General features: G+C 66.7%; 18 protein-coding genes. 4 read left to right on the top strand and 14 right to left on the bottom strand.

From position 1 onward, the window contains the following. Positions 1-181: 181 nt before the first annotated feature. From D3880_RS19935 to D3880_RS19870, 14 genes are all read right to left on the bottom strand, one after another. Positions 182-778 carry a MarC family protein gene (locus tag D3880_RS19935; protein ID WP_119895155.1) on the bottom strand — a complete coding sequence of 199 codons (597 nt, stop codon included), beginning with the start codon at positions 776-778 and terminating at the stop codon, positions 182-184. A gap of 118 nt (positions 779-896) precedes the next feature. Beyond that, entirely contained in the window at positions 897-3680 is a 2784-nt protein-coding gene (locus D3880_RS19930; RefSeq protein WP_119895154.1) for a hybrid sensor histidine kinase/response regulator, read from the bottom strand. A 117-nt stretch (positions 3681-3797) separates the two neighbouring features. Then, positions 3798-5087, bottom strand: a complete 1290-nt coding sequence (gene purD, locus D3880_RS19925) for a phosphoribosylamine--glycine ligase (RefSeq protein ID WP_119895153.1) — start codon at positions 5085-5087, stop codon at positions 3798-3800. 214 nt (positions 5088-5301) lie between these two features. After that, positions 5302-6909: a bifunctional phosphoribosylaminoimidazolecarboxamide formyltransferase/IMP cyclohydrolase gene (gene purH, locus D3880_RS19920; RefSeq protein WP_119895152.1), complete on the bottom strand. Its 1608-nt coding sequence runs from the start codon at positions 6907-6909 to the stop codon at positions 5302-5304. Positions 6910-6998: 89 nt separating this feature from the next. Beyond that, positions 6999-7319 (bottom strand): DNA-binding transcriptional regulator Fis, encoded by a 321-nt coding sequence (fis, locus tag D3880_RS19915; protein WP_119895151.1) that lies wholly within the window; start codon positions 7317-7319, stop codon positions 6999-7001. Next, on the bottom strand, positions 7316-8314 hold the full coding sequence (dusB, locus tag D3880_RS19910; protein ID WP_119895150.1) for a tRNA dihydrouridine synthase DusB: 999 nt from the start codon (positions 8312-8314) through the stop codon (positions 7316-7318). Before dusB ends, fis begins: the two co-directional genes overlap by 4 nt. Positions 8315-8482: 168 nt before the next feature. Next, a complete protein-coding gene (locus D3880_RS19905) occupies positions 8483-9778 on the bottom strand; it encodes a DUF3426 domain-containing protein (RefSeq protein ID WP_119895149.1) in 1296 nt (431 codons plus the stop codon). 71 nt (positions 9779-9849) lie between these two features. Beyond that, positions 9850-10728 carry a 50S ribosomal protein L11 methyltransferase gene (prmA, locus tag D3880_RS19900; protein ID WP_119895148.1) on the bottom strand — a complete coding sequence of 293 codons (879 nt, stop codon included), beginning with the start codon at positions 10726-10728 and terminating at the stop codon, positions 9850-9852. A gap of 133 nt (positions 10729-10861) precedes the next feature. After that, positions 10862-12211, bottom strand: coding sequence for an acetyl-CoA carboxylase biotin carboxylase subunit (gene accC, locus D3880_RS19895; RefSeq protein ID WP_119895147.1), 1350 nt, complete (start codon positions 12209-12211; stop codon positions 10862-10864). 17 nt (positions 12212-12228) lie between these two features. Next, complete coding sequence (gene accB, locus D3880_RS19890) at positions 12229-12681, bottom strand: acetyl-CoA carboxylase biotin carboxyl carrier protein (protein ID WP_119895146.1); 453 nt, start codon at positions 12679-12681, stop codon at positions 12229-12231. Between the two features lie 60 nt (positions 12682-12741). Beyond that, positions 12742-13185, bottom strand: coding sequence for a type II 3-dehydroquinate dehydratase (gene aroQ / locus D3880_RS19885; RefSeq protein ID WP_119895145.1), 444 nt, complete (start codon positions 13183-13185; stop codon positions 12742-12744). Positions 13186-13297: 112 nt separating this feature from the next. Beyond that, entirely contained in the window at positions 13298-15034 is a 1737-nt protein-coding gene (locus D3880_RS19880) for a protein-disulfide reductase DsbD (protein WP_119895144.1), read from the bottom strand. Positions 15035-15322: 288 nt separating this feature from the next. After that, positions 15323-16366, bottom strand: coding sequence for a methyl-accepting chemotaxis protein (locus D3880_RS23470; protein ID WP_420800884.1), 1044 nt, complete (start codon positions 16364-16366; stop codon positions 15323-15325). Between the two features lie 995 nt (positions 16367-17361). Beyond that, positions 17362-18978 carry a response regulator gene (locus D3880_RS19870; RefSeq protein WP_119895142.1) on the bottom strand — a complete coding sequence of 539 codons (1617 nt, stop codon included), beginning with the start codon at positions 18976-18978 and terminating at the stop codon, positions 17362-17364. A gap of 248 nt (positions 18979-19226) precedes the next feature. Here D3880_RS19870 and D3880_RS19865 point away from each other — a divergent pair, with 248 nt between their 5' ends. The 4 genes from D3880_RS19865 to speA all read left to right on the top strand — a co-directional run bounded on the left by D3880_RS19865 (position 19227) and on the right by speA (position 23530). Beyond that, a complete protein-coding gene (locus D3880_RS19865; protein WP_119895793.1) occupies positions 19227-20285 on the top strand; it encodes a DUF2333 family protein in 1059 nt (352 codons plus the stop codon). Positions 20286-20288: 3 nt separating this feature from the next. Beyond that, positions 20289-20819, top strand: coding sequence for an NUDIX hydrolase (locus tag D3880_RS19860; RefSeq protein WP_119895141.1), 531 nt, complete (start codon positions 20289-20291; stop codon positions 20817-20819). Between the two features lie 306 nt (positions 20820-21125). Next, complete coding sequence (locus D3880_RS19855; RefSeq protein ID WP_119895140.1) at positions 21126-21497, top strand: translation initiation factor Sui1; 372 nt, start codon at positions 21126-21128, stop codon at positions 21495-21497. A 119-nt stretch (positions 21498-21616) separates the two neighbouring features. Beyond that, positions 21617-23530, top strand: coding sequence for an arginine decarboxylase (gene speA / locus D3880_RS19850; RefSeq protein WP_119895139.1), 1914 nt, complete (start codon positions 21617-21619; stop codon positions 23528-23530). Positions 23531-23593: the final 63 nt, after the last annotated feature.

Here is a 23593-nt window from a genome sequence, read left to right as displayed (position 1 = left end):
AAGGTCGGCAGTCCTATCGCAGCATCCGTGCCAAGCAGTACAAACGTCTGTTTTTCAGGGGCTCTCGCGATTCTTTACGGTTTTTCAGCGGCTTTTCGCTGCACGTCTGTGGTGCGTGCGGCCGCGAAGCGGCATCCGATAGGAGCAGTCCTGCACCTTTCCAGGGCGAGTGGGCCCGGCGCTAGCCGATCATGTAGTTCTTCACCCCGGTGAAGATGATCTGCGCCGCCAGGGCGCAAACGAACAGGCCCATCAGGCGGCTGACGATTTGCAGGCCCTGCTCGCCGAGCAGGCGCTCGAAGCGGTCGGAGAGGTACAGCACCACGCCCACGGTCAGGCTGGCCAAGGCGATGGCCAGTACCGCGGTCAGTTTTTCCGCCCAGTCCACCTGGCCGGCGCCCATCACCAGCATGGCGCCGATGGTGCCGGGACCGACCGTCAGCGGGATGGTCAACGGCACTATGGTGACATCCTGCTGCACGTTGTCGCTCTGCACCACCGACTTGCCCTGGGCCATGCCCAGGGCGGAGATGAACAGCACGCTGCCGGCGCCGATGCGGAAGGCGTCGATGGTGATGCCGAACACGGTGAAGATGCTGCGGCCGAACAGGTAGAGCAACACGCTGGCGATCACCACGCCGAGGGCGACCTTCCAGGCCAGCTTCTTGCGTTCCTTGACGGTGTAGCCGCGGGTCAGGGAGATGAAGCAGGACAGGACGAAGAACGGGCTGTAGAGCACCAGCATCTTCAAATACAGGCTGAACAGCTCGGAATGCATGGACTGGGCTCGTGCGGGTGGGTTGGCTGTTAGTGTAGGAGCGGATTTATCCGCGAACAGGGCCACGCCATGGTGCCTCCTCTCGCGAATGAATTCGCGCCTGCAGGACGCGGCCCGCTCAGGACGACAGCGCGTTGCTCTGTTCGCGCTGGCGGCGCGCTTGGCGTTCGCCGACCCAGAACTCGATCAGCTCGCGCAGTTGCGACATTTCCACCGGCTTGGCCATGTGCCCGTCCATGCCGACCTGGCGCGCGCGCTCCTTGTGCTCGCTGAGGATATGCGCGGTGAGCGCCACCACCGGGGTGCGCCGGCGCTGCTGCGCGGCTTCCCAGCTGCGCAGCCGTTCGGTGGCGGAGAAGCCGTCGAGCACCGGCATCTCACAGTCCATCAGCACCAGATCGTATTGCGTGGTTTGCATCGCCTGCAGGGCTTCGGCGCCGTTGCTGGCAGTGTCCGGCTGCAGGTTGAGCTTGCCGAGCATGCCGCGGATCACCTTGGTGGAGATGCTGTTGTCCTCGGCGACCAGGATGCGGAAGTCCTCCGGCACCGCCAGCGCGGCGCCGGCCGCCAGGGCCTGCGGCTGGCTGGCGCTGCCGCTGTGGCGCTGCGCCAGTTCGTCGGCGAGGGTGGTCTTCAGGGTGTAGCCGGCCACCGGTTTGGCGAGGATGCGCTTGATCCCGGCGTTGCGCGCGATGACCTTGCTCGGCGCGTGGCTGATGCCGGTGAGCATGACGATGAGGATGTCATGGTTGAGGCTCGGGTCTTCCTTGATCCGCGCCGCCAGCTGCATGCCGGTCATGCCCGGCATGTCCTGATCGAGCAGCACCGCGTCGAAATACTCGCGGATGTGCGCCTTGGTGCGCAGCAGCGCCAGCGCCTCCTTGCCGGACGGCACGGCGCTGACCTGCAGGCCCCAGGCGCTGCACTGCTGCACCAGGACCTTGCGGCAGGTGTCGTTGTCGTCGACCACCAGCAGGCGGGCGCCCTGCAGCGGACCGTCGAGGTCGGCGGTGGGGTGTTCGAGGCGCTCGGCGTCCAGCGGCAGGGTCAGCCACAGGGTGCTGCCCTGGCTGCTGCTCTGGATGCCGAACTCGCCGTCCATCAGACGCACCAGCTGGCGGGCGATGATCAGACCGAGGCGGCCGCCGAGCTTGGTGGCGGCGAGGAAGTCGCGGCTGTGCAGCTCGGCGGTGAGCAGGGCGTCGCGCTCGTCCGCCTCCAGCGGCCTACCGCTGTCCTGCACGGCGATGCGCAGGCGCGGGCGCGGGGCGTTCTGGTCGAGCGCCACCACCAGGAGGATCTCGCCCTCGTCGGTCTGCTTGAAGGCGTTGTCCAACAGGCTCAGCAGCGCCTGACGCAGGCGCGTGGGATCGCCGCTGATCACCCGCGGTACCTGCGGCTGCATGAAGCTGATCAGCTCGACCTTCTGCTGCTCGGCCTTGGCGCGGAAGATGTCCAGGCAGTCGTCGATCAGCGCATTGAGGTCGAACTGCACGTCGTCCAACTCGATCTGCCCCGACTCCAGCTTGGAGATGTCGAGAATCTCGTTGATCAGGGTCAGCAGCTCGTTGCCGGAGCTGTGGATGGTCTGCGCGTAGTCGCGCTGCTTGGCCGACAGCGGGGTGCCGAGCAGCAGTTCGGTCATGCCCAGCACGCCGTTCATCGGCGTGCGGATCTCGTGGCTGATCTTGGCCAGGAACTCGGCCTTGGCCTTCAGCTCGGCGGAGCTGGCGGCGAGCGCCTGGCTGCTGCTGAAGCGCTCGAAGAGAATGCGCTGCTGGCGTTCGCTGAGCGCCATGCTGAGGATGAAGCCGCTCAGGCAGGCGATGGACAGGATGGCGAAGGCCAGCCAGTCGGAAGGCACCACCCAGTAACCGAACAGCGCCGGCAGCGCGCCGACGAAGGCCAGGCTGAACAGCAGCATGGCCAGGCTGAACAGGCGTGCCGGGCGATAGCCGTGCTGCCAGTGGAACAGCGCGACGGCGAAGATGCTGAGGATGGTGACCAGGCTGATCAGGTACACCGCCTGATTGAAGTGCAGCTCGTTGGCGACCAGCAGCAACCCGCAGGTCAGGCCGATCAGCACGCCTTCGCCGAACAGCAGGTGGCGCACCGCGGTGGTCGGACAGACCTTGGCGAAGAAACTGGCGGTGAAGGCCAGGGCGCAGAGCATCGCCAGCAGCATCGACAGGTTGCCGAGCTGCGCCTGGGCGGCTGGCCAGGCGCTCAACCAGGGCGAGCTGATGCCCAGCAGGCTGAGGCCGGTGACCAGCAGGCAGGCCTGGCAGCCGGCCAGCCACAGGCTCGCGGACGTGCGTGCATAGGCGAAACGCACCAGATTATAGAGCACCACGACGCCGAAGGCGCCGAACAGGATGCCGAACAGCAGCGCGCGACTGTCATCGCTGGCCATCAGCAGCGCGGACTGGATCTCGATGCTCGGGCGCAGGGCGTGTTCCGCGCTGAGGCGCAGGTAGAGGTCCAGCGGCTCCTGGGCCAGCGGCACCGGCAGGAGGAAGTCGCGACTGGGCAGCGGCCGGCTGGAGGGCGGCAGCTGGCTGCCGGTGCTGGTCTGCGCGAGGAGGAGGTCGCCGCGCAGGACATACAGATCGAGGCGATTCAGATAGGGCGCGAACACCCGCAGTACCTGCTCGTGCTCCTGCGCGGGCAGGCGATAGTGCAGCCACACGGCGCCGGAGCCCCCGGGAACCAGGAGCTGTTCGCTGTCGACATGATTGAACTGGCTGCGGTAGCGCGGCGTACGGATATCGTCGAACTGCAGGCTGGCCTGCCGCTCGATCAGCGCGGACCACTGCGCGCTTTCCGCGGCCTGGCTGAGCGCAGCCAGCGCCGCCAGCAGCAAGCCGACAATCAGTCCTATGGCGATCCTGAGCCCGCGCACGGCGAAATCCCTTCGTATGGTGAGTGGCTCGATTATAGCCATGCCCGCCAACGAAGAACCATGACCCCGGCAGCCAGCCATCTGACTGGCGGGGGCATGAGTATCACGTGCTGGCGGTCAGGCTTCGCCGCGCTCGCGGGCGATGGCGCGGTAGCCGATGTCGTGGCGGTAGAAGCAGCCGGTCCAGCGGATCTTCTCCGCCAGGCGATAGGCCTGTTGCTGGGCGTCGGCCACGCTGTTGCCAATGGCGGTGGCGCACAGCACGCGGCCGCCGGCGGTGACGATCTGACCGTCCTTGAGCGCCGTGCCGGCATGGAACACCTTGCCGTCGAGGGCGGCGGCGGCGTCCAAACCCTCGATGACATCACCCTTGGCGTAGTCGCCCGGGTAGCCGCCGGCGGCCAGTACCACGCCGACGGTCGGGCGCGGGTCCCAGGTCGCCTCGACCTTGTCCAGCGCCTTGGCCAGCGCGGCCTCGACCAATAGCACCAGACTCGACTCCAGGCGCACCATGATCGGCTGGGTTTCCGGATCGCCGAAGCGGCAGTTGAACTCGATGACCTTCGGTTTGCCGGCCTTGTCGATCATCAGCCCGGCATACAGGAAGCCGGTGTAGACATTGCCTTCCTCGGCCATGCCGCGCACGGTCGGGTAGATCACTTCGTCCATCACCCGCTGATGCACCTCGGCGCTGACCACCGGGGCCGGCGAATAGGCGCCCATGCCGCCGGTGTTGGGGCCGCTGTCACCGTCGCCGACGCGCTTGTGGTCCTGGCTGGTGGCCATCGGCAGCACATGCTTGCCGTCGACCATGACGATGAAGCTGGCTTCCTCGCCGTCGAGGAATTCCTCGATCACCACCCGCGCGCCGGCGTCGCCGAAGGCGTTGCCGGAGAGCATATCGCGCACCGCGTCTTCGGCTTCGGCCAGGGTCATGGCGACGATCACGCCCTTGCCGGCGGCCAGGCCGTCGGCCTTGACCACGATCGGCGCACCTTTCTCGCGCAGGTAGGCCAGCGCCGGCTCGACTTCGGTGAAGTTCTGGTAGTCGGCGGTGGGAATCTGCTGGCGGGCGAGGAAGTCCTTGGTGAAGGCCTTGGAGCCTTCCAGCTGAGCGGCGGCGGCGGTGGGGCCGAAGATGTCCAGCTGGCGCGAACGGAACAGGTCGACCACGCCTTTCACCAACGGCGCTTCCGGGCCGACTATGGTCAGCTGCACGTTCTGCGCGGCGAAGTCGGCCAGTTGCTCGATGGCCAGCACGTCGATGGCGACGTTCTCGCACTTGGCCTCGGTGGCGGTGCCGGCGTTGCCCGGGGCGACGAAGACCTTCTGCACGCGCTTGTCCTGCGCCACTTTCCAGGCCAGGGCGTGTTCGCGACCGCCGCTGCCGATGATCAGTACGTTCATTGTTGTCTCCTCATGGAGGCGGGCCCTTGGCCCTTTCGGTGGATAAGCAGAGCGTTATCCACCCTACAAAAACTTGGCAACTCAGCAGGTGGGTCGCAATGAAGCCGGTAGATGCAAGGCGCCTAAGGTTTCGACAAGCGCAGTTGCCTAGTGGCAATGAGCATTGGCGGAACCTTGGGCAACACTGCAGATGCCGGTTTCAGTGCGGCCGAAATCAATGCCTAAAATGGCGCATGCCGGTGAACACCATGGCGATCCCGGCCTCGTCGGCCGCGGCGATCACTTCGGCATCGCGCATCGAGCCACCCGGCTGGATCACCGCGGTGATGCCGGCCTTGGCGGCGTTGTCGATGCCGTCACGGAACGGGAAGAAGGCGTCGCTGGCCATCACTGCGCCTTTGACTTCGAGGCCGGCGTGTTCGGCCTTGATCGCGGCGATGCGCGCCGAGTTGACACGGCTCATCTGGCCGGCGCCGACGCCGACGGTCTGGCGATTCTTGGCATAGACGATGGCGTTGGATTTGACGAACTTGGCCACTTTCCAGGCGAAGATCAGGTCGTAGATTTCCTTCTCGCTCGGCGCGCGCTGGGTGACGATCTTCAGGTCGGCCTCGGTGATCATGCCGATGTCGCGGCTCTGCACCAGCAGGCCGCCGTTGACCCGCTTGAAGTCCCAGCCGGCGGCGCGTTCGGCCGGCCATTCGCCGCATTCGAGCAGGCGTACGTTGGCCTTGGCCGCCACCACCGCACGGGCGGCGGCGCTGATTTTCGGCGCGATGATCACTTCGACGAACTGACGCTCGACGATGGCCTGGGCGGTTGCGCCGTCCAGCTCGCGGTTGAAGGCGATGATGCCGCCGAACGCCGACTCGCTGTCGGTGGCGTAGGCCAGTTCGTAGGCCTGGCGGATGCCGCCTTCGGCGTCCGGCACCACGGCGACGCCGCAGGGGTTGGCGTGCTTGACGATGACGCAGGCCGGCTTGACGAAGCTCTTCACGCACTCCAGCGCGGCATCGGTGTCGGCGACGTTGTTGAACGACAGTTCCTTGCCTTGCAGTTGCACGGCTGTGGAGACGCTGGCTTCGCCCTTCTTCGCTTCGACGTAGAACGCCGCGCTCTGGTGCGGGTTCTCGCCGTAGCGCATTTCCTGCGCCTTGATGAACTGGCTGTTGAAGGTGCGCGGGAAGGCGGCACGGTCTGCGGTGGACAGGGTTGCGGCCGCCTGCTCGATGGTGCCCAGGTAGTTGGCGATCATGCCGTCGTAGGCGCTGGTGTGCTCGAAGGCCTTGAGCGCCAGGTCGAAACGCTGGGCGTAGGTCAGGCCGCCGGCCTTGAGGCTGTCGAGGACGGCGCTGTAGTCGCCGGCGTTGACCACGATGGCGACGTCTTTGTGGTTCTTCGCCGCGGAGCGGACCATGGTCGGGCCGCCGATGTCGATGTTCTCGATGGCGTCGGCGAGGTCACAGTCCGGTTTGGCGACTGTGGCTTCGAAGGGGTAGAGGTTGACCGCCACCAAGTCGATCGGCTTGATGCCGTGTTGCGCCATCACCGCGCCGTCGAGGTCGCGACGGCCGAGGATGCCGCCATGGATCTTCGGGTGCAGGGTCTTCACCCGGCCGTCCATCATTTCCGGGAAACCGGTGTAGTCGGCGACTTCCACCGCGGCGATGCCGCTGTCCTTGAGCAGCTTGAAGGTGCCGCCGGTGGAGAGGATCTCGACGCCGAGGGCGACGAGTTCGCGAGCGAAGTCAACGATACCGATCTTGTCGGAGACGCTGATCAGCGCACGGCGGACGGGAAGGCGGGTGGTTTGGTCGGTCATCTCGGTTTCCATCTAAAAGCAGAGAAATCAGCGAAAAAGGGCGGCCGTCCGATCAGTCTGGGGGCCGCCCTTTTCGTATGAATGCGTGCTTACAGCAGGTCGTACTGCTTGAGCTTCTTGCGCAGCGTGCCGCGGTTGAGGCCGAGCAGTTCGGAGGCCTTGGTCTGGTTGCCCTTGACGTAGTTCATCACGGTTTCCAAGAGCGGCGCTTCCACTTCGGAAAGCACCAGGTTGTAGACGTCGGAGACATCCTGCCCATCCAGGTGAGCAAAGTAGTTGTGCAGCGCCTTCTCCACACTGCCGCGCAGGGTTTGCCCTTCTTCGCTCGGCGTATTCAGGTGCTGTTTCAGGTTGACGTTGTCACTCACAGGTGCGGTTCCACTCACTAATGTCTCAGTCATCATCGTCATGCGGCCACCCCTTCTCCCCCGTTATGACGCTCGGCGAAAAATTGCCGAACGCTGGCGCACTGCACGTCCGTGTGTTCCAGACGATTGAATTGGGCACGAAACTCCCTGGCGCCCGGCAGGGTTGCGAGGTACCAGCCGACATGTTTGCGGGCGATGCGTACGCCCATCACGTCGCCGTAGAAACTGTGCAATTCGGCCAGATGCCCTAGCAGAATGCGTTCCACCTCATGCAAGGTTGGCGCCGGCAGATGCTCGCCGGTGCGCAAAAAATGCTCGATCTCGCGGAAAATCCATGGCCGGCCCTGGGCCGCGCGGCCGATCAGCAGGGCGTCGACGCCGGTGGCATCGAGGACCCGGCGGGCCTTCTCCGGCGAATCGATATCGCCATTGGCGAACACCGGAATCGACACCGCCTGCTTGATCGCGGCGATGGTGTCGTACTCGGCTTCGCCGGTGTACAGGTCGGCGCGCGTGCGGCCGTGCACGGCCAGCGCCTGGATGCCGGCCTGCTCGGCGATTTTCGCCACGTTAATGCCGTTCTTGTTCTGCCGGTCCCAGCCGGTGCGGATCTTCAGGGTCACCGGCACGTCCACGGCCTTGACCACGGCGCTGAGAATCTCCGCCACCAGCGCCTCGTCTTTCATCAACGCCGAGCCGGCGGCCTTGTTGCAGACCTTCTTGGCCGGGCAGCCCATGTTGATGTCGATGATCTGCGCGCCCAGTTGCACATTGGCGCGTGCGGCCTCGGCCAGCATCTGCGGGTCGCCGCCGGCAATCTGCACCGAGCGCGGCTCGGGATCGCCGCCGTGCAGCAGACGCAGGCTGGATTTGCGGGTGTTCCACAGGCTGACATCGCTGGTGACCATCTCCGACACCACCAGGCCGGCGCCGAGGCGGCGGCAGAGCTGGCGGAACGGGCGATCGGTGACCCCCGCCATCGGGGCGAGGATCAACTGGTTGGGCAATGTATGGGGGCCGATGCGTACCGCCGACATGGGTCTTCCCTGCCTGTGGGGCCGGATCTGTTGAGTGCGAAAAGGGTGGGCATGATACCCACTCTCGCTGACTGGATAAAGGCTGTTTTGAACAAATTCTGAACAGCTGAGGACTTATTGCCAGCAGTTGTTAAGCGTAGGCAAGCGCCCGCGGCGCACGGCGCCGCGCTATTCCGGGGAGTGGAAGCTGAGGCTGTAGTTCACCGCCTGGGTGCCCGGGTCGAGGATGTCCAAGGAGATGTGAATCGGCGTCTGCGGCGGCATCTCCGCCTGTCCGGCCAGCTCGCCGGAAAGGTATTCGCTGGGTTTGAAGCGGCGGCTGGCGAGCAGTTGGCCGTTGATATCGGCGAAGCGCATTTCCAGTAGCGGGAAGGGCTGAGAGAACGGCGCGCGGTTGTAGAGGATGGCGTCGACCACCAAGGCGCCGGCGAATTCCGGATGGCTGCGTACCACCAGGTTGCTGCTCTTGATCAGCTCGATGTCGACCTTCGACGGCAGGCTGCAGCCGAGGTCCGGGCACAACTGCTCGAACCAGGGGCGGTACTGGTCCTGGCGGGCCAGTTCATCGAAGTGGTAGGCGATGTATTGACCGGCCAGGGCGCCAGCGCCCAGCAGGGTCAGCAGGGTCCAGGCGATCCAGCGGCCCCAGGGCTTTTTCGGCGGCTGCCAGTCGAACTGCAGCGGTTCGTCGCTGAGGTTGTTCAGGCTGCCGTGGTGCAGCGCGGGCTGGCGATCGGCTGTGCTCGGCGGCGGCAGGGCCGAGAACGGCGTTTGCGTGGCCAGTTCTTCGTCGTCCTGCGCTTCGTCGCGGGCGGCGCTGAGGCCGAGGGCTGGCTCGTCGGCGTCCTCCGCCGGCGCCGCATCCAGATCCAGCGATGGCTCCTGGCGACTGACCTCGGGCTGTGCGTCGGCCTCCTCGCCGGCGGCGGGTAGGGCGGGCGGCGCGCTGCTGGGGGGCGGGTTGGTCGCTGGCGGCGCTGGGCTGCCGGCGTTTTCCGTGCGCAGCAGGGCCTCGGCCCAGGCTTCGTCTGCCGCGCTGGCACTTTCCTCGCGCGGCTCGAGCAGGCGCCCGGCCGGCTTGGGTGCGCGCTCGAGGGCGACGAACTCCTGGGACAGCTGCAGCTCCTGGCGTTCCAGCTTGGCCAGCTCCTCGTCGAGATCGAGGCTGTCGAGATCGAGGTCGTCGTGAATCCACAGGGTGTCGTCGGGCTTCTTGCCGGCGGGCGGCTGCGGCTTGCTGCCCGGCGCCGGGCTGGCGGGAGCGGCCGGCTTGGGCACCGGCGGATTGAGCGGCGCTGGCTCGGCGAGCACGCCTGGCTGGTCGATCAGCAATTGCTGGCCGGCGTTGAACACCTGCATGCAGGCCCCGCACCGCACGGCGCCACGAGCGGCGCCGAGCTGTGCGCGGGTGACGCGGAAGCTGGTGCTGCAATGCGGGCATTGGGTGACGAAGCTGTCGATCATCGGTGTTCCGGCGGTCCAGAGGGGCAAATTGCGGCGTTTAGTCTAACTCAAGGCGCTGGGCGGATGGAGCCTCAGCGGCGGCGGCCGCTGAGGCGTACCCAGCCGTCTTTCTCGGCGGTGGGGTCGAGGTCGAAGGCCTGACTGTAGGCGGCGCGGACTTCCTCGGCCTGTTCGGCGAGGATGCCGGACAGGGCCAGCAAACCACCCGGCTGCACCAGGCTGGTAATCTGCGTGGCCAGCTGCACCAGCGGGCCGGCGAGGATGTTGGCGACCACTACTTGCGCCGGTTGTGGCGGCAGGTCGGCGGGCAGATAGAGTGGGAAGCGGGCCGGCTCGATGCCGTTGCGTCCGGCGTTGTCGCGCGAGGCTTCGAGGGCTTGCGGGTCGATATCGGTGCCGACTGCCTGTTGCGCGCCCAGCAACAGGGCGGCGATGGCGAGGATGCCGGAGCCGCAGCCGAAGTCGATCACGGTGCGGCCGTTCAGGTCCTGGGCATCCAGCCATTCCAGGCACAGCGCGGTGGTCGGGTGGGTGCCGGTGCCGAAGGCCAGGCCGGGGTCGAGCAGCAGGTTGACCGCCTCTGGCTCGGGCGCCGCGTGCCAGCTCGGCACTATCCACAGGCGGCGGCCGAAGCGCATGGGCTGGAAGTTGTCCATCCAGCTGCGTTCCCAGTCCTGGTCCTCGATGCGCTCGACCTGATGCGCCGGCAGCGCGGCACCGGTCAGCAGCTGCAGGTGGGCGAGCAGGCTGGCTGCATCGGTGTCCGCCTCGAACAGGGCGAGCAGATGGGTGTGTGTCCACAGCGGCGTGGTGCCCAGATCCGGCTCGAAGATCGGCTGGTCTTCGGCGTCCATGAAGGTCACCGACACGGCGCCGACTTCGAGCAGGGCGTCTTCGTAGGTTTCCGCTTGCTCCGGGGTGATGGCGAGACGGACTTGTAACCAGGGCATGGGCAACCTCATGAACGCGTATGGCCGAAGGCGGGCAAGCTTACTGCAGCGTCGGCTGAGCGGCTACCGGCGGCGCCGCTACAAAGCACACGGGCCGCCCGAAGGCAGCCCGTGGGGTGGAGCGGAGCAGCACTCAGTGCTTGTCCATACCCAGTTTCTTTTCCAGGTAATGGATGTTGACGCCGCCTTGGCAGAAACCCTTGTCGCGGGTCAGGTCGCGGTGCAGTGGGATGTTGGTCTTGATCCCGTCGACCACGATCTCGTCCAGGGCATTGCGCATGCGTGCCATGGCTTCCTCGCGGGTGGCGCCGTAAGTGATCAGCTTGCCGATCAGCGAGTCGTAGTTCGGCGGCACGCTGTAACCGCTGTACAGGTGTGAGTCGACGCGCACGCCATTGCCGCCCGGGGCGTGGAAGTGCTTGACCTTGCCGGGGCTCGGCATGAAGGTCGAAGGGTCTTCCGCGTTGATCCGGCATTCCAGGGCGTGGCCGCGGATCACCACATCTTCCTGCTTGATCGACAGCTTGTTGCCGGCGGCGATGCTGAGCATTTCCTTGACGATGTCGATGCCGGTGACCATCTCCGACACCGGATGCTCCACCTGCACGCGGGTGTTCATCTCGATGAAGTAGAAGCGGCCGTTCTCGTAGAGGAACTCGAAGGTGCCGGCGCCACGGTAACCGATGTCGATGCAGGCCTTGACGCAGCGGGCGAAGACTTCCTGGCGGGCGCCTTCGTCGATGCCGGGTGCTGGCGCTTCTTCCAGGACCTTCTGGTGGCGGCGTTGCAGCGAGCAGTCGCGATCACCGAGGTGGATGGCGTTGCCCTGGCCGTCGGACAGTACCTGCACTTCCACGTGACGTGGGTTGGTGAGGAACTTTTCCAGGTAGACCATCGGGTTGCCGAACGCCGCGCCGGCTTCGGTGCGGGTCAGCTTGGCCGACTTGATCAGCTCTTCCGCGTCGTACACCACGCGCATGCCGCGACCACCACCACCACCGGCAGCCTTGATGATCACCGGATAACCGACTTCACGGCCAATCGCCAGCGCGGTTTCTTCGTCTTCCGGCAGCGGCCCGTCGGAGCCCGGTACGGTCGGCACGCCGGCCCGTTTCATGGCGTCCTTGGCGGACACCTTGTCGCCCATCAGGCGAATGGTCTCGGCTTTCGGGCCGATGAAGGCGAAGCCGGATTTCTCCACTTGCTCGGCGAAGTCGGCGTTCTCGGCGAGGAAACCGTAGCCCGGGTGGATCGCCGTGGCGCCGGTGACTTCGGCGGCGGCGATGATCGCCGGAATGTGCAGGTAGGACTGCGCACCCGGCGCCGGGCCGATGCACACCGTCTCGTCGGCCAGGCCCAGGTGCATCAGGTCGCGGTCGGCCGTGGAGTACACCGCCACGGTCTTGATGCCCAGCTCCTTGCAGGCGCGCAGGATGCGCAGGGCGATCTCGCCGCGGTTGGCGATCAGTACTTTTTCCAGCATCGCAGGCTCCCCGCGCATCAAACGATGGTGAACATCGGCTGGTCGTATTCCACCGGCTGGCCGTTATCAACCAGGATGGATTCGATCACGCCGCTGGCTTCCGCCTCGATGTGGTTCATCATCTTCATCGCTTCAACGATGCACAGGATCTCGCCTTTCTTCACGCTCTGACCGACTTCGACGAAGTTGGCCGAGGTCGGCGAGGCGGCGCGGTAGAAGGTGCCGACCATCGGCGAACGCACCACGTGGCCGTTCAGCTTGGCGGCAGCCGGCGCAGCGGCTTCGGCGGCTGGAGCGGCGGCAACCGGGGCGGCGAGCGGGGCCGGGGCGGCGTACACCGGCTGGGCCGCGTAGCTTTGTTTGCCGTGGCGGCTGATGCGCACGGACTCTTCGCCCTCGCGGATCTCCAGTTCGTCGATACCGGACTCTTCCAGCAGTTCGATCAGTTTCTTGACTTTACGAATATCCATTAAGCATCAACTCCCAAGGTCTGTTCAGGGGTGTTCGCGGCGTCTATTGGAAAACTGTTTTCACGAAGCGCCCAGTTGTTCCAGGGCGGCCTCCAGGGCCAGTCGATAACCACTGGCGCCAAGGCCGCAGATCACTCCCACCGCAACGTCGGAGAAGTAGGAGTGATGGCGGAAAGGTTCACGTTTGTGCACGTTGGACAGGTGCACTTCGATGAATGGGATGCTCACCGCCAGCAACGCGTCACGTAATGCAACGCTGGTATGCGTGAACGCGGCGGGATTGATCAGGATAAAGTCGACACCTTCGCTTCTGGCGGCGTGAATTCGCTCGATCAGCTCGTACTCGGCGTTGCTCTGTAGATAGAGCAGATGATGGCCAGCAGCGCGGGCACGCTGCTCGAGATCCTGATTGATCTGGTCGAGGGTGACTGCGCCGTAGACGCCTGGCTCGCGGGTGCCGAGCAGATTGAGATTGGGCCCATGGAGGACCAATAGGGTGGCCATCAGCTGTTTCCTTAGTGTGCAGGCTGCGCCGGACTATGCCGGAGACTGGAAAAGACTGTCCAGTTGTCAACCGTAGCCGACACGATAGCTGCTTTTTATCGCAAAACTATGACTATCGCGCCGCGGCTTTGTGCAGCCGGGCGGCGAAGTCGTCGGCATCGATCTCACCTACGACACGCAAATCCGTCCATTCGTCACCATTGGCGGCGAAGAACAGGATGGCCGGCGGCCCGAACAGTTTGTAGCGGTCGAGCAGGGCGCGCTGCTCCGGCGTGCTGGCGGTCATGTCGAAGCGGATCAGACGATAGCCGCCGAGCTGGCTATTGACCTGGGCGGCGCCGAACACCTCGCGCTCGATCACCTTGCAACTGATGCACCAGTCGGCGTACCAGTCGAGCAGCAGCGGCTGGCCGGCGGCTTTGGCCGCGGCCAGGCTGCGCTGCAGTTCGGCGGGGCTGCTCAGGGTCTGCCAGGCGCCGGTCGGCAAGGCTGCCGCCCAGGGGCGCAGCGGGTCGGAGCCGCCGCGCACGGCGCCGAAGCTGGCGGCGCCGGCATAGCCGAGCAACAGCAGGCTGCACAGCAGAGCGCCGGTGCGCCGGCCGGTGCGCTGGCACAAGGCCCAGCGGCCGAGAAACAGCGCCACCCCGGCGGCCAGCAGCGCCCACAGCGCCAGGGTCAGCGGACCGGGCAGGACGCGTTCGAGCATCCACACCGCGACCGCCAGCAGCAGCACGCCGAAGGCGTTGCGTACCGCGACCATCCAGCTGCCGCTCTTCGGCAGCAGGGCGCCGCCGCCGCTGGCGAACAGCACCAGCGGCGCACCCATGCCGAGGCCGAGGGCGAGCAGCTTGAGGCCGCCGCCGAGGGCATCGCCGCTGGCGCTGATATACAGCAGCGCCCCGGCCAGCGGTGCCGATACGCAGGGCGAGACCAGCAGGCTGGAGACCGCGCCGAGTGCTGCCGCGCCCCACAGCGAGCTGCCGCCGGTGTGGCCGGCCAGGCGTTCCAGCGGTTCGCGGATGACGCGCGGCAGGCGCAGTTCGTAGACGCCGAACATGGCCAGGGCGAACAGCACGAAGAAGGCCGCGAACGGCACCAGCACCCAGGCCGACTGCAGGCGCGCCTGGAGGTTCAGTTCGGCGCCGAACACGCCCATCAGTGCGCCGAGCAGGGCGAAGCAGGCCGCCATCGGCAGCACATAGGCCAGCGCCAGGCTGAAGCCGCGCAGCCCGCCGACCTGGCCGCGCAGCACCACGCCGGAGAGGATCGGCAGCATCGGCAGCACGCAGGGGGTGAAGGTCAGGCCGAGACCGGCGAGGAAGAACAGCGCCAGGCTGTGCCAGCTCCAACCCGCCTGCTCGGTGGACGCCGCGGGCGGGGCGCTGGCGACGTCGCCGACGTTGAGCACTTCGGTTTCCGGCGGATAGCACAGGCCCTTGTCGGCGCAGCCCTGGTAGGTCACGCGCAGGCTGAAGGGCAGGTTGTAGGGGTTGTTCAGCGGCAGTTCGACATCCAGCACGCCATGGTAGACCTCGACATCGCCGAAGTACTGGTCGGTCTTGGGTTCGCCGGGCGGTAATTGCGCGGTGCCGGCGGCCAGGTCGCTGGGTTCGACGCGGAACTGGAAACGGTGGCGATAGAGGTAATAGCCGTCGGCGGCGACGAAGCGCAGCTTCACCGCTTGCGGCGTGCTCTCGACCAGGCTCAGGCGGAACGCCTCGCGTACCGGCAGGAAGTCGGCGCTGTTGTTCAGCGGCGCGCCCAGCTCGGGGTTGGGGCGCTTGTCGAACAGGCCGGCGGTGGCGGGCAGGGCGAGCAACAGCAGAAGCAGGGGCAGCAGGCGGCGCATGATCGGTCCAGGCGGCGAGAGTATGGGCATGATAACCAAGTCGCCGCGGCGGCGGGGGTGACGATTGGGCGCAGGATGTTTCCATTCGTCGTCGTCCCGATCTGCGCATTTTCGGCACGCTGCAGTTTTTCCGGGTGGGTTAGCCGCGTAGCGGTGTAACCCACCATCGATGCTTCCGCCATTGCCGGCCTGGCGGCCGGTTGGTGGGTTACGTCTTCGGCTAACCCAGCCTACGTGAGACTTCGGCTTCTGCATCCATGCAGGCGTCTCCCCAATGGGTGAGGGCGGTTACAGGCGGAACGCCTGCACCGCCGCATGCAGTCGGCTGCCCAGTTGCAGCAGTTGCTCGCCCTGGCCGCGGCCGTGGTCGATGCGTTCGAGGTTGGCGCCGCCGAGCTGGTGGATGCGTTCGCTGTGGTCGCGGATCTCGCTGACCGCGCCGCTCTGCTGGGCGGTGGCGGCGGCGATCAGTTCGGCCATGCTGGCGATGGTGCGGATCGCCGCGACTATCTCGTCCAGGGCGCCGTCGGCGGCCTCGGCCTGACTGGCACTGGCTTCGGCATGCGCGACCTGGCTGCGCATGGCCGCCAGCGATTGCAGCGCGGCCTGTTGCAGGCGACCGATCAGTTGCTGGATCTCGCCGGTGGCGCCACTGGTGCGCAGGGCCAGCGAGCGCACTTCCTCGGCGACCACGGCGAAGCCGCGGCCCATCTCGCCGGCGCGGGCGGCCTCGATGGCGGCATTCAGGGCGAGCAGGTTGGTCTGCTCGGCGATGCCGCGGATCACCGTCAATACCTGGTCGATGGTCGCGGTTTCCGCCGCCAGGCGTTCGATGGCCTGGGCGTTGCCCTGCACCTCGCCGACCAGTGCCTGCAGGCCATCGAGACTGTGGCCGATGACCTGCTGGCCCTGTTCCAGGGCGCGATCGGCGTCGCGGCTGGCGGCGGCGGCCTGGCTGGCGTTGCCGGCGACCTGCTGGATGGTGGCCTCCAGCTCGCCGAGCGCGTCGCGGATCTGTGCGGTGTCGCCGACCTGGCGTTCGGCGCCGCGGTGCAGGCCGTGGCTCAGGTCGGCGAGGGTGCGGCTGCTGTCGGCGACCTGTTCGGCATGGCCGCGGATGGTGCCGACCAGCTCGACCAGGTAATGGCGCAGGCGGTTCAGCGACTCCTCGATATCGCGCAGTTCGCGAGTTCGGGTCGGCAGCTGAATGGGTGCGGCGAAGTCGCCCTCGGCCCAGGCCGAGAGCGCCGGCACCAGCTGGCCGAGGAGGCGGGCGAGACGCCGTTGAATGCGGTCGATGGTCAGCGCGATGAGCAGGATCAGGCCGATCATCAGGCCCTGCAGCAGGCGTACCTCGCTCTGGATGCGGGTGTGTTCGGCGCGCAGCGCCGGTTCGCCGGCCAGCAGCGCCTGCTGCAGGGCGGCGACCTTGGCCGCGGCGCTGGCGGCCAGTGCGCCGCGCCGCTGGATCAGCTCGCGGGTGCGCGCCAGCTCCGCCGGGTAGCGCTTGAGCAGGCTGGCGAAGTCGCGTTTGAGGGCGATGCCGCGGTCCTCGGCCTGCTGGCTCTGCGCGGCGTCGGCGAGGCCCATCAGCGCGGCGAAGTCGTCGCTGGCGGAGGCGCTGCTGGCCTGCACGCCGAGCAAGGGCAGGGCGTCGAGGCTGGCGGCCTGCTTGCCGAGGGCGGCCAGTTCGCGTTCGAGGTCGGCGAGCAGTTCGCCACGGCCGCTGCTGACCAGCTTGTCGCGCGCATGGCTCACGCGCAGCAGGTGCTGGGCGGCGCGCAGCAGCGGTGCGCGGTAGTCGGCGGCGCTGACGCTGGTGCTGGCTTCGGCGTATTGCAGCAGTTGCTCGAGGCTGCCGGCCATGTCGCGCTCGGCCTGCAGCAGCAGGCCCTGCGGATCACCGGCGAGCTTGCCGGCGGCGAGCAACTCGTCGCTGCTGAACTGACGCAATTCGTCGAGGCTGGGGCGCAGTTGTCCGGCCAGCGCCGGCGGCAGCTGTTCGAACTCGCTCGCCAGGCGTTCCAGCGCCTGACTGGCGCCGCTGTGACGCAGGGCGTCGCCGCTGCCCAGGTAGGCCTCGATGTTGCCGGCCACCTGCTGCTGGAACTGCTGCGACAGGCCGAGGTACTGCGCCAGCAGTTGATACGGCCGCTCGAGCGCGCGCTGCGACCACCAGAGGGTGGTGCCGAGGGCCAGGCAGACGGCCACCAGCAACAGGGTGTTGAGGTTGGTAAGGGCTTTCAGGCGCATGGGACTTCATCGACAGCCTAATGATAAGTCCCTGAGCCTATTGCGATTTTGTTGCAGGCTGATGACGCCGTGGGTTATTCGGCGAAGATCGCCACGCGGTTGCGCCCGCCATGCTTGGCGGCATACAGCGCCTGGTCGGCGCACTTGGCCAGGCTGCTGCTGTGCACGCCCGCGCCGAGCTCGGCGATGCCGGCGCTGAAGGTGCAGCTGAGGTCGTGCGGTTGCGCCGGGTAGTGAATCGCGGCGAAGCGCCGACGGATCTCGTCGAGCAGGCGGGCGGCGGTGGCGGCGTCGGTGTCCGGCAGCACCACGGCGAACTCCTCGCCACCGTAGCGGCCGATATGGTCGCTCTTGCGCAGGCGCTGCTTGAGGAACAGCGCCAGGCTCTTGATCACCCGGTCGCCCATCGGGTGGCCGTAAGTGTCGTTGACCTTCTTGAAGTGGTCGATGTCGAGCATGGCGAAGCTCAGCGGCTTGCCGTCACGGCGCGCCCAGGAACTGGCGTCTTCCAGCAACTGCAGGGTGTGGGTGTGGTTGTACAGGCCGGTCAGGCTGTCGCGCACCATGCGCGCCTTGAGGCTGCGTGCGCGGGCGGCGCGGGTGCGCACGGTGGCGATCAGATGGCGCGGCTTGATCGGCTTGGTGAGGAAGTCGTCGCCGGCCTCGCTCATGGCATCGAGCTGCTTGTCGAGGTCGTCCTCGGCGGACAGGTAGATGATCGGCACGCTGACATGGCGGTCGTGCTGGCGGATCACCTTGGCCAGCTCGGTGCCGCTACACTCGGGCATGTACATGTCGAGGATGATCAGGTCGGGCTGAAATTCGGCCAGTTCGAGCATCGCCTGGATCGGCTCGGTGAGCGTGCGGGTGACGATCCCGGCGCTGTTGAGCACCCGTTCGGTGTGGGAGGCCTGGGCTCGCGAGTCGTCGATGACCAGCACCCGGTAGGGCTCGTAGTGGGCCGCGTGGGTGAGAATCTCGATCCGTTCGATCAGGCTGGAGGCGTCCAGGCTGGCGGAGTAGAACTCCTTGGCGCCGGCGCGCACGGCGGCCAGGCGGGTCGGCGCATCGGTATCCTCGTGGCTATAGAACAGCAGCGGCAGCTTCTGCTCCAGGCCTTGTTGCAGGGTTTCCGCCAGTTGCAGGCCGCAACCGCGGCCGGCGAAGTCGACGTCCATGACGATGGCCGCCGGATGGCGCTCGGCCATGGCTGAGTGGAACGCCGCGGCGCTGTCCAGCGGCTGGGCGATCAGGCCGAAGGACTCCATCTGCTGGGCCAGGCGCTCGGCGCGCTCGAGATCCTGCAGGGCCAGGTACACCGGCTTGCGCAGCGGTGGCAGGAAGGTCTGCTCGAACTGGTCGCCATGCCGTAGGCCGGTGCGCGACAGGCGTTGCATGGCCTGGCTGAGGGCGCTGATCAGGTCGCTGCTCAGGCGCCCGCGGTTGGCCAGCACCGCCTGCAGGCTGCGGTCGATGTCGCCGGCCAGGCGAGCGTGCTCGGCCTGCCCGAAGCGCTCGGCATAGCGCAGCAGACCCAGATTGGCGTCATTGAGGGCGGCCATGTCGGCGGTGTTCCACTCGCGCTGCTGCAGGCGCTGCCAGACCTCCAGCACCTGGCGCGCCTGGTGGATCACGCGCTGGGCGAAGTGATGCTTGAGGCGGTTGTGGCTGGGGTCTTCGGCTTCGGTCATGGTTTGACTTCTTATTCTGTGGCCGGGCTGATGCGATGATGGCTCGATGCTATCACTGATGTCGAGACGGTACGATAGTGCCTTAACTGAATTGTGCGGTTGTCGCTGGCGCCATCCGCGCCCACTCAAAGTTTGCCCGCCCGCGGCTGCGTATCGCCGCCTGCTTGCCTTATAGTGCCTGGGCTGACGGCACCCCGCCGCGGGGCTGTGGTCAGAACTCTGAATTCGCTGATTGAAAGGACATGGCCATGCTGGACTGGAAGAACCGCGCGACTGGCGCCAGCGCGCGCACCGCCGATACCGTCGAGGGCGCGCGCAGCTATTTTGCCGGGCTGTGGAGCCGCGCCCTGGGCGTGCTGGTGGGCTTGTACCTGCTGGTGACCCTGGTGGTCGGCTGGTACTGGAGCCAGGAGCCGGAGCTGTTCCCGGTGCAGCAGCATGCCAAAGTCGCCGCCGAGGAGGCCCAGCGCCAACTGGTGACCGGCTACACCACGGTGGAAACCCTCAAGCAGGTCGCCAGCACCCTGCTGGACAAGTCCGGCGGCTACCTGTCCAACGACCTGGCCCCGCCCGGCCTGTGGCTGGACAACATGCCGAGTTGGGAATACGGCGTGTTGGTGCAGGTACGCGACCTGTCGCGGGCGCTGCGCAAGGACTTCGCCCGTTCGCAGTCGCAGTCCACCGAGGACGCCGACCTGTCCAAGGCCGAGCCGCGCTTCAACTTCGACAACAAGAGCTGGGCGCTGCCGGCCTCCGAGTCGGAGTACCGCGAGGGGGTCAAGATCCTCGACCGCTACCTCGTGCGCCTGGCCAATCCCAATCAGCCGAACGCGCAGTTCTATGCGCGCGCCGACAACCTCAACAACTGGCTGGGCGATGTCGCCACCCGCCTCGGTTCGTTGTCGCAGCGGCTGTCCGCCAGTGTCGGCCGGGTGCGCCTGGATACCGACCAGGCACCGTCTGCCGCCGGTGAGGCGCCGGCCCTCAGCGAGCAGCGCGTGGCCACCCCCTGGCTGCAGATCGACAACGTGTTCTACGAGGCGCGTGGCCAGGCCTGGGCGCTGTCGCACATCCTGCGCGCCATCGAGGTGGACTTCGCCGACGTGCTGGCGAAGAAGAACGCCACGGTCAGCGTGCGGCAGATCATCCGCGAGCTGGAGGCGGCGCAGGAGCCGCTGTGGAGCCCGATGGTGCTGAACGGCAGCGGCTACGGCATCCTCGCCAACCACTCGCTGGTGATGGCCAACTACATCTCGCGCGCCAACGCCGCGGTGATCGACCTGCGCCAGCTGCTGAGCCAGGGCTGAGGCATGGCGCCGGATGAAGCGGCCCACCGGGCGGCCTCGGATGCCGAACGGGTGGCCTGGGTCGACGAGCACGACCGCCCGTTGGGCGGCGTGCCGCGCGCCGAGCTGCGCGCGCGGCGGCTGATCGGCCGCGGCACCTATATCCTCTTGTTCAACAGCGCCGGCGAGCTGTGCGTGCACCGGCGCACCCTGAGCAAGGCGCTGTACCCCGGCTACTGGGACGTGGCCGCCGGCGGCATGGTGCTGGAAGGCGAGAGCTACGCCGACTCGGCCGCCCGCGAGCTGGCCGAGGAGCTGGGCATCAGCGGGGTCGAGCTGGTCGAGCACGCGCACTTCCTCTACGACGCCCCGGAAAGCCGGTTGTGGTGCATGGCCTATTCGGCGGTGTCCGACGCGCCGCTGGTGCTGCAGCCGGAAGAAGTGCTGGAGGCGCGCTTTATCCCGCTGACGGAAGCCCTCGCGGAAACCCGGGTCAAACCCTATTGCCCGGATTCGCTGGCGGCGCTGCAGCGCTATCTGGCTGCACGTTCGTAGGATGGGTTGAGCCTGCGATGCCCATCGCCGCGCATTGATGGGTATCGCAGGCTCAACCCATCCTACAAAGCCACAGCTCGCCGCTTGTGCAGGATTTCCAACCGCCGCCGTGCGACATGCCGAACGGCGTCGCCAATCCGTCGATCAATGGCGCAATTGTGCACTTAGCAGGCGTTGCCTTTGCCGGTACACTGCGCCCCCCCGCGCCTTCCCCGGCGCGGCTTGCGCTGCCCCTGCCAGAGTGGGGCTTCGCGGCTGATAGCTATCAGCCAGTCGCTATCCTGACCAACCCAAGAGGAAAAGCCGGTGGTCAAGAAAGCTTCGTCATTCGCCGCCCTCAGCGGCCTGGTCTATTCCACCGATGGCGGTCGGCATTGCCCCGACTGCGGCCAGCCGGTGGACGCCTGCATCTGCAAGCAGAACCTGATTCCCGCAGGCGATGGCATCGCCCGCGTGCGCCGCGAAACCAAGGGCCGTGGCGGCAAGACGGTGACCACCGTCAGCGGCGTGCCGCTTGCCGAGGAGCCGCTCAAGGAGCTGGCCAGCGTGCTGAAGAAGCGCTGTGGCACCGGCGGCGCGCTGAAGGACGGGATCATCGAGATCCAGGGCGACCATGTCGAGCTGCTGCTCGGCGAACTGCTCAAGCGCGGCTTTAAAGCCAAGAAATCCGGCGGCTGAGCAGCCTCTTCCTAAACTTCAACGCAGGAGCGTGGGTTCACTCTCCTGCAATCGTCATCTGCGCCCGCCAACCTGCATGAGCCGGGCGGCGCTTATTCATTTCCGACAGGGGGACCCCGATGTCCGTACGACGCACACGTAAAGATGACGGTAGCCAATGGACAGTCGCGGACAGCCGCAGCGTCTATGGCATTCGCCACTGGGGCGCCGGCTATTTCGCCATCAACGACGCAGGCCGCGTCGAGGTGCGCCCGAATGGCGCCGCTAGCGCGCCGATCGACCTGTTCGCCCAGGTCGACGAGCTGCGCCAGAGCGGCCTGTCGCTGCCGCTGCTGGTGCGCTTCCCGGACATCCTGCAGGACCGCGTGCGCCAGCTGACCGGCGCCTTCGACGCCAACATCGAGCGCCTCGAATACCAGAGCCGCTACACCGCGTTGTACCCGATCAAGGTCAACCAGCAGGAAGCGGTGGTGGAAAACATCATCGCCACCCAGGACGTCTCGATCGGCCTCGAAGCCGGCTCCAAGCCCGAACTGCTGGCCGTGCTGGCGCTGGCGCCTAAGGGCGGCACCATCGTCTGCAACGGCTACAAGGACCGCGAGTTCATCAAGCTGGCGCTGATGGGCCAGAAGCTCGGCCACAACGTGTTCATCGTCATCGAGAAGGAATCCGAGGTGCAGCTGGTGATCGAGGAGGCGGCCGAGCTCAAGGTCGCCCCGCAGATCGGCCTGCGCGTGCGCCTGTCGTCGCTGGCCTCGTCGAAGTGGGCGGACACCGGCGGCGAGAAGTCCAAGTTCGGCCTGTCGGCCGCGCAGCTGCTGTCGGTGGTCGAGCGTTTCCGCGCCGCCGGCCTGGACCAGGGCATCCGCCTGCTGCACTTCCACATGGGCTCGCAGATCGCTAACCTGGCCGATTACCAGCACGGCTTCAAGGAAGCCATCCGCTACTACGGCGAGCTGCGCGGCCTCGGCCTGCCGGTCGACCACATCGACGTCGGCGGCGGCCTGGGCGTCGACTACGACGGCACCCACTCGCGCAACGCCAGCTCGATCAACTACGACATGGACGACTACGCCGGCGTGGTGGTCGGCATGCTCAAGGAATTCTGCGACGCCCAGGGCCTGCCGCACCCGCACATCTTCTCCGAGAGCGGCCGCTCGCTGACCGCCCACCACGCGGTGCTGGTCATGCAGGTCACCGACGTCGAGCGCCACAACGACGCGGTGCCGCTGATCGACGACCTCGCCAGCCTGCCGGAAACCGTGCGCTGGCTGGCCGAGCTGCTCGGCCCCACCGACATCGAGATGGTTACCGAGACCTACTGGCGCGCCACCCACTACATGGGCGACGTCGCCGCGCAGTACGCCGAAGGCAAGCTCAGCCTGCAGCAGAAGGCGCTGGCCGAGCAGTGCTACTTCGCCGTCTGCCGCCGTCTGCACAACTCGTTGAAGGCCCGCCAGCGCTCGCACCGCGCGGTGCTCGACGAGCTCAACGACAAGCTGGCGGACAAGTACATCTGCAACTTCTCGGTGTTCCAGAGCCTGCCGGACACCTGGGCGATCGGCCAGATCCTGCCGATCCTGCCGCTCAACCGCCTGGACGAGGAGCCGCTGCGCCGCGCCGTGCTGCAGGACCTGACCTGCGACTCGGATGGCAAGATCAAGCAGTACGTCGACGAGCAGAGCATCGAGACCAGCCTGCCGGTGCACGAGCTGAAGGACGGCGAGGACTACCTGCTCGGGGTGTTCCTGGTCGGCGCCTACCAGGAAATCCTCGGCGACATGCACAACCTGTTCGGCGACACCGACTCGGTGAACCTCTACCAGAACCCGGACGGCAGCGTGTACCACGCCGGCATCGAGACCCACGACACCATCGAGGACATGCTGCGCTACGTGCACCTGTCGCCCGAGGAACTGATGACCCACTACCGCGACAAGGTCGCCAGCGCGAAGATCAGCGCCCGCGAACGCACCCAGTTCCTCGACGCCCTGCGCCTCGGGCTGACGCGCTCGTCCTATCTGGCGTCCTGAGCCGCTCGGGAATGAAAAAGCCCGCTTCCGTGAGCGGGCTTTTTTGTTGTCCCGGCTTGCACT

Origin of the sequence: Pseudomonas cavernae (assembly GCF_003595175.1) — a bacterium.
In the GTDB taxonomy this organism is placed as follows: Bacteria; Pseudomonadota; Gammaproteobacteria; order Pseudomonadales; family Pseudomonadaceae; genus Aquipseudomonas; species Aquipseudomonas cavernae.
This window is presented reverse-complemented; position numbering and strand designations above follow the sequence as displayed.

Coding starts and splice junctions, on each gene's coding strand:
- D3880_RS19870 (WP_119895142.1), bottom strand. CDS start 18,978: ATGACCGAAGCCGAAGACCCCAGCCACAACCGCCTCAAGCATCACTTC.
- D3880_RS19860 (WP_119895141.1), top strand. CDS start 20,289: ATGGCGCCGGATGAAGCGGCCCACCGGGCGGCCTCGGATGCCGAACGG.
- purD (WP_119895153.1), bottom strand. CDS start 5,087: ATGAACGTACTGATCATCGGCAGCGGCGGTCGCGAACACGCCCTGGCC.
- accC (WP_119895147.1), bottom strand. CDS start 12,211: ATGCTGGAAAAAGTACTGATCGCCAACCGCGGCGAGATCGCCCTGCGC.
- accB (WP_119895146.1), bottom strand. CDS start 12,681: ATGGATATTCGTAAAGTCAAGAAACTGATCGAACTGCTGGAAGAGTCC.
- prmA (WP_119895148.1), bottom strand. CDS start 10,728: ATGCCCTGGTTACAAGTCCGTCTCGCCATCACCCCGGAGCAAGCGGAA.
- dusB (WP_119895150.1), bottom strand. CDS start 8,314: ATGTCGGCGGTACGCATCGGCCCCCATACATTGCCCAACCAGTTGATC.
- D3880_RS19865 (WP_119895793.1), top strand. CDS start 19,227: ATGCTGGACTGGAAGAACCGCGCGACTGGCGCCAGCGCGCGCACCGCC.
- purH (WP_119895152.1), bottom strand. CDS start 6,909: ATGACCGACCAAACCACCCGCCTTCCCGTCCGCCGTGCGCTGATCAGC.
- D3880_RS19880 (WP_119895144.1), bottom strand. CDS start 15,034: ATGCGCCGCCTGCTGCCCCTGCTTCTGCTGTTGCTCGCCCTGCCCGCC.
- aroQ (WP_119895145.1), bottom strand. CDS start 13,185: ATGGCCACCCTATTGGTCCTCCATGGGCCCAATCTCAATCTGCTCGGC.
- fis (WP_119895151.1), bottom strand. CDS start 7,319: ATGACGATGATGACTGAGACATTAGTGAGTGGAACCGCACCTGTGAGT.
- D3880_RS23470 (WP_420800884.1), bottom strand. CDS start 16,366: ATGATCGGCCTGATCCTGCTCATCGCGCTGACCATCGACCGCATTCAA.
- speA (WP_119895139.1), top strand. CDS start 21,617: ATGTCCGTACGACGCACACGTAAAGATGACGGTAGCCAATGGACAGTC.
- D3880_RS19905 (WP_119895149.1), bottom strand. CDS start 9,778: ATGATCGACAGCTTCGTCACCCAATGCCCGCATTGCAGCACCAGCTTC.
- D3880_RS19935 (WP_119895155.1), bottom strand. CDS start 778: ATGCATTCCGAGCTGTTCAGCCTGTATTTGAAGATGCTGGTGCTCTAC.